The sequence below is a fragment of the Amycolatopsis circi genome, from assembly GCF_003385235.1.
Taxonomy (GTDB): domain Bacteria; phylum Actinomycetota; class Actinomycetes; order Mycobacteriales; family Pseudonocardiaceae; genus Amycolatopsis; species Amycolatopsis circi.
On sequence record NZ_PQIA01000076.1, the window covers coordinates 13103 to 29398 of the forward strand.

At 68.2% G+C, this 16296-nt stretch carries 13 protein-coding genes and 1 tRNA gene; 9 read left to right on the forward strand and 5 right to left on the reverse strand.

The annotated features are described in order from the left end of the window. The first annotated feature begins 89 nt into the window (after positions 1-89). From D0D37_RS28070 to D0D37_RS28090, 5 genes are all read left to right on the forward strand, one after another. Complete coding sequence (locus D0D37_RS28070) at positions 90-1331, forward strand: PucR family transcriptional regulator (protein WP_244223703.1); 1242 nt, start codon at positions 90-92, stop codon at positions 1329-1331. 146 nt (positions 1332-1477) lie between these two features. After that, positions 1478-3196, forward strand: a complete 1719-nt coding sequence (locus D0D37_RS28075) for a GMC oxidoreductase (RefSeq protein ID WP_116203594.1) — start codon at positions 1478-1480, stop codon at positions 3194-3196. A 1029-nt stretch (positions 3197-4225) separates the two neighbouring features. Next, positions 4226-5062, forward strand: coding sequence for a hypothetical protein (locus D0D37_RS28080; RefSeq protein ID WP_116203595.1), 837 nt, complete (start codon positions 4226-4228; stop codon positions 5060-5062). A 180-nt stretch (positions 5063-5242) separates the two neighbouring features. After that, positions 5243-6145 (forward strand): hypothetical protein, encoded by a 903-nt coding sequence (locus tag D0D37_RS28085; protein ID WP_116203596.1) that lies wholly within the window; start codon positions 5243-5245, stop codon positions 6143-6145. 375 nt (positions 6146-6520) lie between these two features. Further along, on the forward strand, positions 6521-6877 hold the full coding sequence (locus D0D37_RS28090; RefSeq protein WP_116203597.1) for a hypothetical protein: 357 nt from the start codon (positions 6521-6523) through the stop codon (positions 6875-6877). 303 nt (positions 6878-7180) lie between these two features. Here the strand turns inward: D0D37_RS28090 and D0D37_RS28095 are convergent. The 3 genes from D0D37_RS28095 to D0D37_RS28105 all read right to left on the reverse strand — a co-directional run bounded on the left by D0D37_RS28095 (position 7181) and on the right by D0D37_RS28105 (position 9435). Beyond that, a tRNA-Leu gene (locus D0D37_RS28095) sits at positions 7181-7254 on the reverse strand. Positions 7255-7338: 84 nt separating this feature from the next. After that, positions 7339-8667: an NAD(P)/FAD-dependent oxidoreductase gene (locus D0D37_RS28100; protein WP_043836597.1), complete on the reverse strand. Its 1329-nt coding sequence runs from the start codon at positions 8665-8667 to the stop codon at positions 7339-7341. Positions 8668-8751: 84 nt separating this feature from the next. Continuing rightward, positions 8752-9435: a uracil-DNA glycosylase gene (locus tag D0D37_RS28105; RefSeq protein ID WP_116203598.1), complete on the reverse strand. Its 684-nt coding sequence runs from the start codon at positions 9433-9435 to the stop codon at positions 8752-8754. Positions 9436-9487: 52 nt separating this feature from the next. Between D0D37_RS28105 and D0D37_RS28110 the strand changes: the two genes are divergently transcribed. Then, positions 9488-10978 (forward strand): S10 family peptidase, encoded by a 1491-nt coding sequence (locus D0D37_RS28110; RefSeq protein ID WP_116203599.1) that lies wholly within the window; start codon positions 9488-9490, stop codon positions 10976-10978. 40 nt (positions 10979-11018) lie between these two features. On the opposite strand, the gene D0D37_RS28115 is transcribed toward D0D37_RS28110, so the two are convergent. Beyond that, positions 11019-11621: a response regulator transcription factor gene (locus D0D37_RS28115; protein ID WP_116203600.1), complete on the reverse strand. Its 603-nt coding sequence runs from the start codon at positions 11619-11621 to the stop codon at positions 11019-11021. After that, positions 11618-12757, reverse strand: coding sequence for a sensor histidine kinase (locus D0D37_RS28120; RefSeq protein WP_116203601.1), 1140 nt, complete (start codon positions 12755-12757; stop codon positions 11618-11620). Before D0D37_RS28120 ends, D0D37_RS28115 begins: the two co-directional genes overlap by 4 nt. A 135-nt stretch (positions 12758-12892) precedes the next feature. Between D0D37_RS28120 and D0D37_RS28125 the strand changes: the two genes are divergently transcribed. The 3 genes from D0D37_RS28125 (at position 12893) to D0D37_RS28135 (ending at position 16233) form a co-directional block, all read left to right on the forward strand. After that, positions 12893-13777 (forward strand): ABC transporter ATP-binding protein, encoded by an 885-nt coding sequence (locus D0D37_RS28125; protein WP_116203602.1) that lies wholly within the window; start codon positions 12893-12895, stop codon positions 13775-13777. Between the two features lie 22 nt (positions 13778-13799). Further along, entirely contained in the window at positions 13800-14519 is a 720-nt protein-coding gene (locus D0D37_RS28130) for an ABC transporter permease (RefSeq protein ID WP_116203603.1), read from the forward strand. A gap of 193 nt (positions 14520-14712) precedes the next feature. After that, complete coding sequence (locus D0D37_RS28135; protein ID WP_208720174.1) at positions 14713-16233, forward strand: alpha/beta hydrolase; 1521 nt, start codon at positions 14713-14715, stop codon at positions 16231-16233. The last annotated feature ends 63 nt before the right edge of the window (positions 16234-16296 follow it).

A 16296-nucleotide genomic window follows, 5' to 3' on the forward strand; every position in this document is an offset into this window, starting at 1 on the left:
GAATTCGCCGGCGGCGGGACACTGTGCGCGAAACCGAAACGCTCGGCTGCGTTGGGTCTCGGGCACGAACCGGGCGTACGGTGCTGCCTGTGACGTCGACGGCTGCCGCCACGCTGGCCAAGGTCGCGGACTCGGTCCTGGCCGAGATCGCGCTGCTCTGCGCGCGGATCGTGGAGGAAATCTCCGCCGAACTGCCTTCGCTCGCGCCCGACGCGCAGGCCGCTGAGCTGCTGGACAGCACGGTCCGGGAGAACCTGGTCGCCGCGCTGGGCGTGCTGGGCGGCGCGACGGAGCCGGTGGACGTCGGAGCGCCGCCGGTCGCGCTGGAGTTCGCGCGGCGGCTGGCCCAGCGCCGGGTGCCGATCACCGCGATGCTGCGCGCGTACCGCCTCGGCCAGGCGGCCTTCCAGCAGGAGATGATCGCCCGGATCGCCGTCGAGCCAGTGGAGGCCGCCGACGTCGCGGTTGCCGCCACCGAGCTGTCGCAGGTTGCCTTCACCTACATCGACAAGATCTCCGAAGAGGTCGTCGAGGCCTACCAGCTGGAACGCGACACCTGGTTGCGCCACCGCAACGCCGCCCGACTCGCGAAAGTGCAGGCCGCGCTGTCCGGCAAGCCCGTCGACACCGCCGACGTCGAGAAAACCCTCGGCTACGCGCTATCCGACCGACACGTCGGCGCGGTGCTGTGGTGCGGCCCTGAGCTGGACGAAAGCGCCCGCCTGACCACCCTCGAACGCCACGCGGCCCTGCTCGCGACCGCCCTCGGCACCACGCCGCTGGTCGTGGCCCCGGACGCCTCGACCGTCTGGGCCTGGTTCCCGACCTCGACGCTCGACCTCGACGCGGTGTCCGCCGCTCTCGCCGGCTCACCCGATCCGGTCCGCGTCGCGCTGGGCGACCCGGCGAGCGGCCTGGCTGGGTTCCGCACTACCCACCAGCAGGCCCGGCAAGCCGAGGCCGTGGCGCAGATGACCGAGCGAACCCAGCCGCGACCAGTCACCGCAGCGGCGCAGCTCGGCCCGTTGGCGCTGGTCGCAGCAGATCCGTCGGCGGTCGCGGGCTGGGTCCAGTCGGTGCTCGGCGCGCTGGCCGACGACGACGAGGGACACCACCGGATGCGCGAGACGGTCTGGGCGTACCTGTCCAGCGGGAGCAGCCTGATGGTCGCCGCGCAGGAGCTGCACCTGCACAAGAACACCATCCAGTACCGGCTGCGGAAGGCCGAACAGGAACGCGGCCGTCCGCTGTCCGAGGGGCGGATCGACGTCGAGGTGGCGCTGTTGGCGTGCCGCCTGCTGGGTCCCGCCGTGCTCCGGCCGGTCGACTGATTTGTGCCGTGGGACCAGTCAGGTCCCACCTTCCCGGTCCACAGACCGATGCCCGCGCCTGACCTGGGGAGAAGACTTCGGGCCACGTCGCCGGACGGTGCCCAATCTCCGTCCGGCGGCGTCCCCAGACCCAAGGCGAGGACCCGATGACTCCAACCCGCGAAGAGACCGACGTCCTCGTGATCGGATCCGGTTTCGGCGGTTCCGTGAGCGCACTCCGACTGTCCGAAAAGGACTACCGCGTCACGGTGCTGGAAGCCGGACCCCGCCGTACCGAAGAGACGCTGCCCAAAACCTCTTGGGATGTCCGGAATTTCCTGTGGGCACCGCGCCTCGGCTGCTACGGCATCCAGCGCATCCACCTGCTCCGCGACGTCGTCATCCTCGGCGGCGCAGGCGTGGGCGGCGGTTCCCTCAACTACGCCAACACCCTCTACGAACCGCCCGCACCGTTCTTCGCGGACCCGCAGTGGGCGCACGTCACCGACTGGCAAGCCGAACTGAAACCGCACTACGACCAGGCTCGCCGAATGCTGGGCGTCACCCAGAACCCGACCGTCACGACCGCGGACGAGGTGCTCCGGGAAGTCGCCGACGATCTGGGCGTCGGGTCCTCCTTCCAACTCACCCCAGTCGGCGTTTTCTTCGGCGACAAGAACACTCCCGCCGGAACCGTCGTGCCAGACCCGTACTTCGGCGGTGCCGGACCAGCCCGCCGAACCTGTACCGAATGCGGGTCTTGCATGACCGGCTGCCGCGTCGGCGCCAAGAACACGTTGGACCGCAACTACCTCTACCTCGCCGAACAACGCGGCGCGAACGTCATCCCCATGACCACAGTGCTCGACGTGCGCCCAGCCGACGGCGGCTACACCGTCACCGCCGTCCGCACCGGAAAGTCGCCCCGTCGCTGCAAAAACGTGCGCACCTTCTTCGCCCGCGACGTCATCTTCAGCGCTGGCACCTACAACACGCAAAAACTGCTCCACCGAGCCCGCGAAACCGGTGCGCTGCCCCGAATTTCCGCCAGCCTGGGCCGCCTGACCCGTACCAACTCGGAATCCATCCTCGGCGCGAAATCGAAACGCAAAGACGTCGACTTCACCCACGGCGTCGCGATCACCTCGTCCATCCACCCGGACGAGCACACGCACATCGAACCGTGCCGCTACGGCAAGGGCAGCAATGCCATGTCGCTGCTGCAAACCGCGCTCACCGACGGCGGCAAGCCCGTCCCGCGCTGGCTGACCTGGCTCGGCGCGTTCGCGCGAAATCCGCGGAACCTCACCTGGTTCTCGCCGCGCCGCTGGTCCGAGCGCACCATCATCCTGCTGGTGATGCAAACGCTCGACAATTCCATCACCGTCTCCGGCAAACGCACCCGCACCGGTCGGCACAAACTGACGTCCGCCCCCGGCCACGGCGAACCGAATCCGACGTGGATCCCCGCCGGAAACGACGCCGCCCGCCGCGTCGCGGAGAAAATCGACGGCATCGCCGGCGGCACCACCGGCGAGATCCTGAACATCCCGATGACCGCGCATTTCATTGGCGGCTGCGCCATTTCCGACGATCCGGAAAGCGGTGTCCTCGACCCGTACCAGCGCGTCCACGGCCACCCCGGCCTGCACGTCGTCGACGGCTCGGCGATCTCCGCGAACCTGGGCGTCAACCCTTCCCTGACGATCACCGCCCAAGCCGAGCGCGCGATGGCCCTCTGGCCCAACCACGGCGAGGAAGACCGACGGCCTCCGCTAGGCGCACCGTACGAACGCATCACCCCGGTGACCCCGCGAAATCCCGCGGTACCGGCCGACGCTCCCGGCGCGCTCACCAGTTCCCGCCAGGAGACCGGCATTCCCTGACCGCACCATAGGCACGGGCACGGCACCGAGCAGCACTGGTTCTCGGCTGCGCTCGTCGGCCGAGCGGCAACGGCTGACCGACGGCACCGAGGTTCGACGGCCCGGTGTCGTGGTGCGAGGAAGGCAGCGGTGGGCCCGTCCTGCAAATATTTCGGCGCGGCCGCGTTCGCCACGCGCACTCCGGTCCTCGATCGCTGCCTCTCGACCAGAGGCGGAGCCCGCGCAACTGCAGGAGATCGCCGTGGTCGCGGCGCGGATCAGTCGCCGGTCCAGCAGCCGAGGACGTCGGTGGCGATCTCGTAGGCGAGATCGGCGCGGGTACGGCCAGCGGCGAGGCCCCAGGGCCGGTGGGGTCGACTTCGATGGCTTTGGCGTCTTTGGCGACGACGCCGTCGCCGGTTCGGAATCCGAGGTTGCCAAGTCCGGCATCCCGGACAGCGCGCGTGCGAGCTGAAGCTGACGTTCGCGTTGCTCCTGCCTGCGCCTCTCCCCAAGACCGGCGATCACGCCGGATCTCGTCGGCGAGCTGCCACCGTGTGGCCGCCCAGCGGCACGGGATCGAGTATCGCCTGCCGCAACCAGCTGGAGTTCAGCCAAGGGCACGGCCCCGTGGGTGAGATGGCTCAGAGACGGGCTGAGACGCGCCGCTACCCGCAGTGGGTCTGCTCGTCTTTCCCCGATGAAGTACGCCTATCGTGTCGGCCTAATCGCCGTTTTCCGCGCATCCGGTAGTCAAGATGGGTGGCCCACGATTTCGCCTGGATTCTTGCACGCATTTTTCGGCACGACACTTGTTGACACTTTGCTCCGTTGCTCTTCACCGGCGTAATCCCTGCTCACCGCGGTGAATCGGGCTCGGAACCGCTACTCGGACACCGTTTACGCAAAGGCGGAAATACGCGGGGTGCGTGCGCTCGGCGAGAAGGGCGTGTGGTTGCATCTGCGGCACCAGCGGATTTCCGGTGCCGTTCGCACCGGTTCGACGAGAGTGCGTCCGGAAGGGCGCGGGTAATCAGATTCGGTGCGACGATGAGTGTGCGAGACCAGGAGCGCGGTGCCACGGGCGTCGGCCGCTTCCTGCTGCGCGCGCTGGTAATCGCCGGCGGCGCGGTCGCGGCCACCGCTGCGGCGTGGGCGGTCACCAGCGGCACGGCTGGTGCGGACACCTTGGCACCACACGGTGTGCTCGGGTCGGATGCCGATGGATCACTGGCGGACGCGGTGCGGCCTGCTGCCGAGTCGGCTCTGCCGGCGAATGGAGCGGACCGGATCGACGGTGTCGTCCACGACGTTACCCAGCCGGTGCGACATTTGCTCGCGACCGCCGGACACGCGCGGCTGCCCCGGGCATCCCGAGACCCTCTCGGCCAGGTCCTCGCATCAGGCGGCGTACTGCCGGAGACTGGCAAACACCTTCTCGGCAAGGGAGCCGCCTCGGTGAGCGGCCACCCTGCCACGGAAAGCAGCTCGGCTCCGGCCGGCCCGCTCTCCGGCGACAAATCCGTCGTGCGCAAGGATGTCGTTACGACTACGGTCACGGCGTTCGACGACCGCAGCGGCGCGGTGCGTATCGCGGAGGCTCCTGAGCGCTCCCCGCGTGCGGCTGTCTCCGCCGCCCCTCGGCGCGCATGGCCGACCCGGGGAATCGAGCGCGGCAGCGGTGGTCGGAAACTCCCGCCCTCGCTGCCGGCTTCGGTCCTCGGCCCGGCCGCGATCCTGTTCTCCGCCCACGGTGGCAATGACGGCTGGGGTGCCATCTTGCCGGGATGCACGATGCGTCACCGGAGGATCGGCGAAACGCGGTGCCCTGCGTCGCATCGAGCAGTAGCGGATACCGCCTGCCAGCCTGGCGTCACGCCCGACTGACGCGCGCTCGGCCTGTTGCCGTGTCCCCCGGACACGGCCACGCCCGCTATTGGCGCTCACAGCCCGAAAATTCCGGGCCTCGATGCTTGTTCCTCTTTCTCGCGGTGCGCACGTCTCTGTCGTGGCGTGCGACGACGCCGTTCTCATAGCGATTCCCCTGATACCCAAGGAGTATTTGCCATGCGCAACTGGACGAAGCACGGCCTGCAGACGGCCCTGGTCACCGGTGGCCTGTTGATGCTGGGCACCGGCATCGCATCGGCGGACGAGAACGTCAATCCCGACCTTCCCGCCTCGCCGCTGGACGTGCACGCCAGCACGCCTGGGGTGTCCGATCTCGCCGAACGACTGCAGCACGCGACCCCCACGGACCTCAAGGTGCCGGATGCCGCATCGTCCGTGCCCGCGGTCAGCCCGGTGCCGGCCTCGCAGCCCAAGCCGTCGGTGTTCACCGTGCCGGCGCAGTTGCTGCGGCACTCGCCGCTGCCCACCGCCGCCGTCGTCGGCAACCACGACGAACCGCAGATCAACGTCCCGGACGGCCGCGAACTGGGTGTCGCCGACCTGCCGTCCCTTCCCGCCCTGCCCCTTCTCGGAACCGGTCAGAACACGGTGCCGCTGATCGGGCAGGCCGCGAGCACGCCGGTCAACGGTGAAGTCCCGACCCTGCCGCTTCCGATGAACGGACACGTGAGCACCCCGTCCGGCGCTTCTGACACCGATGCCCTCGCGGACGTGCACAACACCACCCCCGCTGCGGTGACCACAATCGCGCCAGTGCCGCCCGTCCCGCCCCAGATGCCGGACACCGCCGCGGTACCCGGTCACGGTGAACGCGGGGACATCCCGGCCCAGCCGTCGGCACTCGCCGGCCTGCCGTTGCAAGACTCGTTGCCTCTCGGCGCCTCGACCCTGCCCGCGCAGTTGCCGAGCCGGCTGACCGGTGCCGACCTGCCGCTAGTGCCGCAACTCGAGCGGATGCCGGTCGACGGCGGCATCTCTCCATTCACCGGCGGCGACGCGTCGCCGGTGTCGGCAGCGCAGAAACTCGCATCGCGGGTGAGCGGGCTCGTCCGCAAGTAGCCTCGCCGCGGAGCCGGGAGGAACGGAAACAGTTGCCTCCATTTTCTCCCGGCTTCGCGACGCCACTTCAGGCCGCGTGAGCGGAGCGGTGTATCGCACCGCCTTTGATTGCCGGATGCCGCGCTCGATATCGGGCAACCCGGCGCCCGCGTGCCGGACCGGCACAGGACGTTGGTTCCTTCCCTCCGTTTCCGCAAAGGAAGCATGCTGAGAGATCCTCGGCAGGCTGCGGGATTGATTGGTCAGAGAACCACATCTGACACAACAGCGGAACGAAGCGGAATTCGCTGCTGAATGACAGCAGCTTCCTCGCAGTACGCGGGTGTTCCGAAACACCCGCGTAGACACAATTCTCACTGACCACAGGAGTTTTCCATGCTGAAGAAGATCGGTTTCCTCACCGCCGCGGTGGCGGCCGGCGCCCTGCTGTTCGGCGGAATGGCCTCGGCTGCCACCCAGGGCGGGCATCACCACCACGGCGACCGGGACCGGCCCGGCCAGGTCGGCCTGGCGAACTTGAACAACACCGACGTGCTGCACAACGTCAACGGCACCCTGGGCGTGTGCGGCAACGACGTCAACGTGCTCGGTGTGCAGGTCCCGATCCGCGACTCGCTGGACGGCATCGGCGTGCCGATCCTGTCGCCGGGCGAGAACAAGGCGACCGGCGCGTCTCCGTACAACTGCGCCGCGGGCAGCGTGGTCGACGGCGGCAGCGCCCAGCGCAACTGACCGCCAAGCCAGCGCCCAACGCTGAACCGAGCACCACCTGATGCAGTTATGGCAGGCCCAGGAGCGCACCCGCTCCTGGGCCTGTCTGCTGATCAAGCGTCGTACCCGAGCCAGTGTTGGTCGCGGGTGCGTTCGAACAGACAGATGAACAGCAGTGCCGGACCCACCGGGCTTGCCAAGGGATGGAAACGGACCTGACCAGCGACTCTTCATTGCGACGTTGGCGCGACGACGTCGAGCAATCCGAGCAGTCGCGGAAAGCCGAAGCTCACAACCGGAGCGGGCTCGTGAGGATGCTGTACGTGCCCCCGACGGGGTTCGAACCCGCACTGGGTCGATTTTAAGTCGACTGCCTCTGCCAATTGGGCTACGGGGGCCCACCCACCCTAGCGAACCCGCCCCAGCACACGACAAAGCCGGGCCGCCCCAAGACGACCCGGCTTCACCAAAACAGAGAGAACTCAGCCCTTGCTGGCCCGGTTGAACTCTTCCTTCGGGTTGTTGATCTGCCCCAGCGAGATGACCTCACGCCGGAACAGCCCGCCCAGCATCCAGTCGAACAGGATGCGGATCTTGCGGTTCCACGTCGGCATCGCCTTGAGGTGGTACGCGCGGTGGAACAGCCACGCCGGGAAACCCTTGATCTTCAGGTTCAGCGCGTCGGCCACACCCTTGTGCAGGCCGAGGCTCGCGACCGCGCCCAGGTTCTTGTGGAAGTAGTCCTTCGGCTGTCCGCCGCGGATCACCTTGATGATGTTCTTCGCCAGCAGGCGGGCCTGGCGGACCGCGTGCTGCGCGTTCGGCGGGCAGGTCGCCGTCGGGTCCTGTTCGGTGCGCGACAGGTCCGGGATCGCCGCGTTGTCGCCCGCGGTCCAGACGTCCGGGTGGCCCACGACCTGCATCGCCGCGGTCGCTTCGACGCGGCCGCGCTTGTCGAGCGGCAGGTCCGAGCCGGCGAGGACCGGGTTGGCCTTCACGCCCGCGGTCCAGATGATCGTGTCGGTGTCGAACTCGGTGCCGTCCGAGAGCACCACGTGGCCGTTTTCGAACGACTTCGCCGCCGTCGACAGGTAGACCTCGATGCCGCGCTTCTCCAGCTGCTGCACCGTGTACACGCCCAGCGTCTCACGCACCTCGGGCAGGATCCGCCCGGCCGCCTCGACCATCACCCAGCGGATGTCCGCCGGCTTGATGTTCGGGTAGTAGTTCTCGACCGCGAAGCGGGTCATGTCCTCGAGTTCGGCCAGCGCCTCGATGCCCGCGAATCCGCCGCCGACCACGGTGAACGTGAGCAGGCGCTTGCGCAGCTCGGGGTCGAGCGTGCTGGCGGCCTCGTCCAGCTTGGTCATGATGTGGTTGCGCAGGTAGATCGCTTCGCCGATGGTCTTGAAGGCGATGCCCTCCTCGGCGAGGCCGGGGATCGGCAGGATCCGCGCGACGGCGCCGAGCGCGACCACGAGCACGTCGTAGTTCAGCGTCTCGATGTGGCCGTCGGCCGCCTCGACCGTGACGGCCTTGCGCTCGTTCTCGATCTTCGTGACCCGCGCGGTCAGCACGTGGCAGCGCTTCAGCACGCGGCGCAGCGGCACGACCACGTGCCGCGGCTCGATCGCGCCGGCCGCCGCCTCGGGCAGGAACGGGGCATAGGTCATATGCGGCTGCGGGTCAACGACGGTCACGGAGGCCTCGTTGGCACGCAGCATCTTCTGAAGCCCGTACGCGGTGTACAGGCCGACGTATCCACCACCGAGGACGAGGATCCGAGTCGGTTCCGACTTCGCAGCAGCCATGTACCTATAGTCGCACTTCCGAAGCGGCTCCGCTCGGGTACCCCACCCCGCTGTGACCAGCATCGCCACGCAGGTTGTCACGATTCAGATGAGCCCGGCCGCCGAGGCGGCGGCGGTGAACGCGGTCACCACCATGGGCTGTGTCACACGTCCGGTCTGGACATTGCGCGGCGACACGTGGTAGCAGCCGAACACCGCTAGGTCGCCGAGCTGCAGCCGGGCGCCGTGCGCGAAGGCCGGCCGCGGTTTCGGCACCGGCCAGCCCGCGGCGGACAGCACCGGCAGCAATGCCTGCCAGCCGAACGCGCCGAGCACGACGATCGCGCGCAGGGTCGGCCGCAACAGGTCCAGTTCATCGGCCAGCCAGTGCCGGCAGTTGTCTCGTTCACCGGGGGTCGGCCGGTTTTCCGGCGGCGCGCAGCGGACCGGCGACATGAGCCGGGTGCCGCGCAGCGTGAGGCCGTCGCCGATGGCCGTCGAGACCGGCTGCGACGCGAGACCGACCTCGTACAGCACGCGGAAAAGGAAGTCTCCCGACGGATCTCCGGTGAACATCCGCCCGGTGCGGTTGGCCCCGTGCGCGGACGGCGCGAGCCCGACCACGGCCAGCGCGGCGTCCTCCGCGCCGAAACCGGGGACTGGGCGCGACCAATACCGCTCGCCCGCGAAGGCAGCCTTCGTCCCGGCCACACCCTCGCGCCATTCGACCAGCCGCGGGCACGCGCGGCACCGCACCAGCTCCGCGTCGAGGTCGGCGAACGTGCCCATCGATCTCCTCCGCTTGGTGTGCTGCCACGGTAACGCGGGATAGGTTGGGACCATGGCCGACACCACCGCGGACGAGACCGCCGAGAAGACCAAGGACGAGGAGACGAAGGCGGCCGAGCCCGCCGACGACCTCGTCACGACGCAGCACACCCTCACCGTCAAGCGGCGCAAGCTCGCCTACACCGCCCAGACCGGCCGGATCGTGCTCCGCCAAGAGGTCAAGAAGGACGGCAAGTCCGAGGGCCACCAGGCCAAGGCCGAGGTCTTCCTCACCGCCTACACCCTGGACGACGCCGACCCCGGCACGCGCCCGGTCACCTTCGCCTTCAACGGCGGCCCCGGTTCCTCCAGCATCTGGCTCCACATGGGCCTGCTCGGACCGCGCCGCGTGCTGTCCGGCGACGTCGACGACCCGGTGCCGCCGCCGTACGGGCTCGAGGACAACCCGGAAAGCCTGCTCGCGCACAGCGACCTGGTGTTCATCGACCCGGTCCAGACCGGCTACTCGCGGGTGACCGAGGGCGGCGAATCCCAGCCGTACACCGGATTCCAGGGCGACGTCGAATCGATCGCGGAGATCATCCGGCTGTGGGTTTCGCGCAACGAGCGCTGGCTGTCGCCGAAGTTCCTCGCCGGCGAGTCGTACGGCACGCTGCGCGCCGCCGCGCTGGCCGGGCACCTGCAGGAGCGCTACGGCCTGTACCTCAACGGCTTGATGCTCATCTCGTCCGTTCTGGACCTCGGCACGCTGCGCTTCGACGAGGGCAACGACCTGCCGTACTCGCTGTATCTGCCCACGTACGCGGCGATCGCGCACTACCACGGGCACCACGGCGACCGTCCGCTCGACGACGTGCTCGCCGACGCCGAGGACTTCGCCTCGAAGGAACTGCCGTGGGCGCTTTCCCGCGGCGCGCGACTGTCCACTCAGGACCGCACCGAGGCGGTGCAGACGCTCGCGTCGCTCACCGGGCTCAGCGAGTCCTATGTGGACCGGGTGAATCTGCGGATCGAGCACGTCCGGTTCTTCACTGAACTGCTGCGCGACCAGGGGAAGACCGTCGGCCGGATGGACGGCCGGTTCACCACGTGGGAGCCGGACGGCGGCGTCGAGCACATGAGCGACGACCCGTCGGTGTCGCGGATCATCGGCGCCTACTCGGCCGGGTTCAACCACTACGTGCGCGCCGAACTGGGCTACCAGAACGACCTGCCGTACGAGATCTTGTCCACCGAAGTGTTCAAGGCCTGGTCCTACAAGGAGTTCGAGGGCCGCTCGGTGTCCGTTGTGGACACGTTGAGCGCGGCGATGCGGTCGAATCCGCACCTGCAGGTCCACGTCGCGTTCGGGCATTACGACGGCGCGACGGCGTACTACGCGTCCGAGTACGTGCTCTCGCAGCTGAAGATTCCCGAGGAACTGCGCGAGAACATCGACACGGCTTACTACCCGGCCGGGCACATGATGTACGTGAACGAACCGTCGCGGGTGCAGCAGTCGAAGGATCTGGGCAAGTTCGTGAAGAAGGCGTCGAACCGCTGACGTCGTGAGTGCCTATCGCGGTTCTAACCGCGATAGGCACTCACAACCAGTCGTGCTCCCGGGCATACCGCGCCGCCTCGTGCCGCGTCCGCGTCTGCGTCTTCTGCATCGCGTTGGACAGGTAATTCCGCACAGTCCCCTCCGCCAGATGCAGCTGCGCGGCGATGTCCGCGACCGAATACCCCTCCCGAGTCGCCCGCAGCACGTCGATTTCCCGCACGGTCAACGGACAGTCGTCCACCACCGCGAGCGCCGAGACGTCCGGGTCGATCCAGCGTTTGCCCTCGTCCAGCGTCCGGATCACCGACGCGATGTGCGCCGGTTCCGCCGATTTGCTGACGAATCCCTGCACGCCGAGTTTCAACGCCTTGCGCAGCACGCCCGGCCGCGCGTGCCGGGTCAGCATCAGGATCACCTGCTCCGGCCGTTCCCGCCGGATCCGCGCGACCGCGCCCAGACCGTCCACATTGGGCATCTCCAGGTCGATCACCAGCACGTCCGGCCGATGCTCCACAGTGGCCCGCACCGCCGCCTCGCCGTCTTCCGCCTCGGCGAGCACGGTGATCTCGCCTTCCATCGGCAGCAGCGCAGCCATCGCCTTGCGGAGCAGAGCTTCGTCGTCGGCAAGCACCACCGTCGTCATCGCGCCACCTTCTCCGGAAAGGAAGCGGCGGTCACGAACCGGCCGTCCTTCTGCTCCACCGTCAATTCTCCGCCCTGATCCGCCAGCCGGCCCGCCAAAGTGGACAGTCCACTTAGTACCGGACCCTCACCGTCTGCGGCTCCGTCGTTGACGATGCTGATCCCCGCTTCGGCCAACGTGATCCGCACCTGCCGCGCTTGCGCGTGTCGGAGGATGTTCGTAGTGGTCTCGCGCAGCACCTGCCCGAGCAGCTCGTCCACGCCCGAGTTGACCTCCGCGTTCCGATCGATCCGCACATGGATTCCCGCCGCCTCGAAGAGGTTCTTCGCGTTCTCCAGCTCCGCGGACAGATTGAGCCGACGCTGGGCGTAAGCGAGTTCCTTGGTCTGCACGATGGTGTCGCCGACCAGCGTGTGCACCTCGCGCAGTTCTTCCCGCGCCCGTTCGAGATCCCGGTGCAGCAGCTTCTCCGCGAGCGCGACCTTCAGCTTCACTACGTGCAGCGTGTGGCCCTGAATGTCGTGCAACTCGCTGGCGAACCGGACGCGTTCCCGGACCACCGCCAGTTCCGCTTCCTTCTCCCGGGACTCTTCCAGTTCCGCGACGAGGTCGTAGAGCTTCTGGCTGGCGAACATCAACAGGGTCGACAGCGCCGAGCCGACCGCCGGAGTCACCACATAGGCCAGCACCCGCGCGCCGAGATGGTCGTGCTGCACCAGCAGATTCGTCGCTCCGATCGCGCCGGTCAGCCCGGCGAGGACGACCAGCGCGGCGAACCGGTGCCGCGGCAACGGCGGGATGAGGAACGACCCGACCATGCTCAGCCCGTAGAACGCCATGGTGCTGTTGCTCAGCGCGCCGCCGAACCAGACGAACGCGGTGAGCACCAGGCTCGGGCGCGCGGTGCGGACGAAGTCGCCCGCGGTCCAGCGTTCGGCAGTGGCGGCCGCGGCCAGCAGCCCGATCGCCTGGATGCCGACGTGCCACCAGGTCCGGCTGCTGACGACGATCAGCAGCACCCCGACCACCAGCAGCGGCGGCATCACCGTGATGAGGTTGAGCCGCCGCAGCCGGTCCTGGACCGCGTCGCCGGACCAGGACATCCGGCGGGGCCGCGGCGGACGGATCTCGGTCATGGTGCTCCAGTTTCGGCCGGGCGGTTCGGCCCCAGCATGCCGCAGCCGCGCAGCGCCTACCAGTGACGCAGTGTCATGTCTTCGGCTGACGCGACCGCACTACTCCGGGCCAGCGGAACCGGCTGGAATCGGGGTATGTCCACAAGCCCAGTCATCGATGTCGACCGCCTGAACCTCACTTACGGCGATTTCCAGGCCGTGCGCGACCTGTCGTTCCAGGTCGGCCGCGGCGAACTGTACGCGCTGCTCGGCACGAACGGCGCCGGGAAGACCTCGACGCTGGAGACCGTCGAGGGCCACCGGGCACCCAGCTCAGGCACGGTCCGGGTGTTCGGCAAGGACCCGCGCGACCGCGCCGCCGTGCGTCCCCGGATGGGGATCATGCTGCAGGAGAGCGGCTTCTCGCCAGACCTGACCGTCCGCGAATCAATCCGGTTGATCGGCAGTCTCACTCAGCGCAGCGACAACGTCGAGCGACTGCTCGGCATCACGGACCTCACCCGCAAAGCCACGACAAGGGTGTCGCAGCTGTCCGGCGGCGAAAAGCGCCGACTCGACTTCGCCACCGCCGTGTACGGGACGCCGGACCTGGTCTTCCTCGACGAGCCGACCACTGGCCTGGACATCCAATCGCGCGACGCGGTGTGGGGCGCGGTGGACCGCCTCCGCGAGGACGGCACCACGATCGTCCTCACCACGCATTACCTCGAAGAAGCGCAGCAGCGCGCCGACCGCATCGGCCTGATGCACCAGGGCACGCTCAACCGCGAAGGCACCGTTGCCGAACTGACTCGGACGCTGCCCGCGACCATCCGCTTCGGGCTTCCGCCGCACGCGCCGATGCCGCCGCTGCAAGCGACCCGCGAAGAAGACGGCCAGTTCCTCATCGAGACCTTCGGCCTGCAGAAAGACCTGCACACCCTGCTCGGCTGGGCACAGGACGGCGCGGTGGAACTGGCCGAACTGGAAGCCGGTCCGACTCGCCTCGACGACGTCTTCCGCGCCATCGGCAACGCGTAACCCATTCCCGAAAGGCTTTCCCATGTTCTCCATCGCCCGCGGCGAACTGATCCAGCTCTTCCGAAATCGCCTGGTATTGGTCACTTCGCTGATCCTGCCCATCGCATTCAGCGCATTTTTCATTTCCCAGCACGAAACCTTCGCACAACTCGGCAGCCTCGGTTATATCGCGGCGCTGACGCTTTCCTTCATCACCGCGATCGGCCTGTACACCACCACCGTCACCACTCTCGCCGCCCGACGGCAGAACCTGTTCCTCAAACGATTGCGTTCCACCGCGGCGAGCGACTCCGGCATTCTCGTCGGCCTGCTCCTGCCGATCACCGTGATCACCACGATCCAGGTCGCGGTCATCCTCGCCGTGCTCGGCGCGGTCACCGGACTGCCGAAGAACCCGCTGCTGCTGGTGGTCGCGGTCGTCGCGACGGTCGCCATGATGCTCGCGCTGGGCCTGGCCACCGCCGGTCTGACAAACTCGCCGGAGCACGCCCAGGTCACCACGCTGCCGATCACCCTCACCGTCCTCGCGGTAGCAAGTTGGATCGGAATCACCGGAACGGAACGGCTTTCCCTCCTGAAACGACTTCTCCCCGGCGGGGCGGCTACCGAACTCGTATTGAATTCCTGGAATGGCGGTGCCTCGGTCACCGAATCGCTAGTCCTGCTCGGCCCGATCGCGGCGTGGCTGATTCTCAGCGGCACCCTGGCGACCCGACTATTCCGCTGGGAACCGCGCCGCTGAAACCCCTTCCGGCACCGAGGAGATCGGAGTAACGTCGGCGGCGATCTCGATCGTCGACGTGTGCGCGGAGACTCGGCCGGAAGCCGGCCCCGACCGGCGGCCGAACCGCGGCGTCCGCGAACACAGCTTGATTTCGTGCACTTTCCCGTCAGTTTCCTGAGTTCGCTTGATCTCGGCAAAGGATTGGAAGACAGTGCGAAAACGACTGTTCGTCGTACTGGCTGCCGCCGCCTTGACGGCGACCGCCGCTCCGGCGTATGCGGCTACCGCCAAGTCCGCGGTGAACTGGGGAGCGTGCCCGGCCGACGTCGCCGCGCCGCCGCAACTGCAATGCGCGTCGCTCGACGTGCCGCTGGACTACCGGAATCCGGACGGCAAGAAGATCGGCATCGAGATCTCCCGGCTGCGGAGCGTCGATCCGGCGGCCCGGCGCGGGGTGCTGCTGTTCAATCCGGGAGGCCCCGGCGGTCTCGGCCTGACGTTCCCGCTGGACCTGGTCCGGGCAGGCGTCCCGACGAGCGTGCTCGCCCGCTACGACCTGATCGGCTTCGACCCCCTCGGAGTCGCCCACAGCAGTCCGGTGAACTGCAACCTGACCGCGGACCAGACAGTGATCGCTCCGAAGTACGCGCACAGCGAGGCTGACGTCGTCGACGCCTCCGCGTTCGCCAAGGGCATCGCGCAGCAGTGCGCGGCCTCGGAATCCGCGTCCGTGCTGCCGTATCTGACGACCGCGAACACCGCGCGGGACATGGACCAGATCCGGGCCGCCCTCGGGGAGCCGAAGATCTCCTACGTCGGCTACTCGTACGGCACCTACCTCGGCGGCGCGTACGCGACGCTGTTCCCGAACCAAACCGACCGAGTGGTGCTCGACAGCGTTCTCGGGCCGGGCGGTTACGACATCACCGCCGCACGGCGGTTCGCCGAAGGCATGCAGGACCGCTTCCCGGACTTCGCGAAGTGGGCGGCCGCTCGCAATTCCGCCTACGGTCTCGGCGCCACGCCGACCGCGGTCACCGCGACCTTCTTCAAGCTCGCGGACAAGCTCGACGAGGCCCCGGTGGCCGGCATCGACGGCTCGTACTTCCGGCTGGTGACGCACAGCCTGATCTACCAGAACCAGTCGTTCCCGAGGCTGGCGCAGGCGTGGCAGGCTCTCCTCGCGAACCAGGTCCCGTCGGGCACCGTGCGGCCGGCCCCGACGCCGACCGAACAGAGCCAGGTCGGCACGATGATTTCGATTCTGTGCGGGGACAACGCGTGGCCGCGGACGATTTCGACCTATCAGGACAACGTCGCACGGGACCGGGCCGCGTACCCGATGCTCGGCGGCGCGACGGCGAACGTCTGGCCGTGCGCGCACTGGCCGAAGCAGCCGATCGAAACGCCGGTCAAGTTCAGCGACCAGGGACCGTCGAACCTGTTGCTGGTCCAGAACACCCGCGACCCGGCGACCCCGCTGTCCGGCGCGCTGGAAACCCGCGCGCAGTTCGGCGACCGGGCCCGGATGGTCACCGTGGACCAGGGCGGCCACGGCGCGGCGCTCCCGTTCCTGAACAGCTGCGGCTTCAGCACCGTCACTGACTTCCTGGTGAACGGAACGCGTCCGGACACCGACAAGTTCTGCACTGCCGAAGCGAGCGCGCGAGGCCTCAGCCCGCAGCAACAGCAAGCAGCCGACAGGATCCTCGACCGGATGACGAGGCACTGAACCGACGATGGGCGGGGCGATGATCGACGGTGGGGCGGGCTTCCCGCTCCACCGTCGTTTTTC

Bases quoted from the DNA above. Each gene is read 5' to 3' on its own strand.
- D0D37_RS28115 (WP_116203600.1), bottom strand. From the start codon at position 11,621: ATGACGACGGTGGTGCTTGCCGACGACGAAGCTCTGCTCCGCAAGGCG.
- D0D37_RS28090 (WP_116203597.1), top strand. From the start codon at position 6,521: ATGCTGAAGAAGATCGGTTTCCTCACCGCCGCGGTGGCGGCCGGCGCC.
- D0D37_RS28110 (WP_116203599.1), top strand. From the start codon at position 9,488: ATGGCCGACACCACCGCGGACGAGACCGCCGAGAAGACCAAGGACGAG.
- D0D37_RS28080 (WP_116203595.1), top strand. From the start codon at position 4,226: ATGAGTGTGCGAGACCAGGAGCGCGGTGCCACGGGCGTCGGCCGCTTC.
- D0D37_RS28075 (WP_116203594.1), top strand. From the start codon at position 1,478: ATGACTCCAACCCGCGAAGAGACCGACGTCCTCGTGATCGGATCCGGT.
- D0D37_RS28125 (WP_116203602.1), top strand. From the start codon at position 12,893: ATGTCCACAAGCCCAGTCATCGATGTCGACCGCCTGAACCTCACTTAC.
- D0D37_RS28100 (WP_043836597.1), bottom strand. From the start codon at position 8,667: ATGGCTGCTGCGAAGTCGGAACCGACTCGGATCCTCGTCCTCGGTGGT.
- D0D37_RS28130 (WP_116203603.1), top strand. From the start codon at position 13,800: ATGTTCTCCATCGCCCGCGGCGAACTGATCCAGCTCTTCCGAAATCGC.
- D0D37_RS28120 (WP_116203601.1), bottom strand. From the start codon at position 12,757: ATGACCGAGATCCGTCCGCCGCGGCCCCGCCGGATGTCCTGGTCCGGC.
- D0D37_RS28105 (WP_116203598.1), bottom strand. From the start codon at position 9,435: ATGGGCACGTTCGCCGACCTCGACGCGGAGCTGGTGCGGTGCCGCGCG.
- D0D37_RS28085 (WP_116203596.1), top strand. From the start codon at position 5,243: ATGCGCAACTGGACGAAGCACGGCCTGCAGACGGCCCTGGTCACCGGT.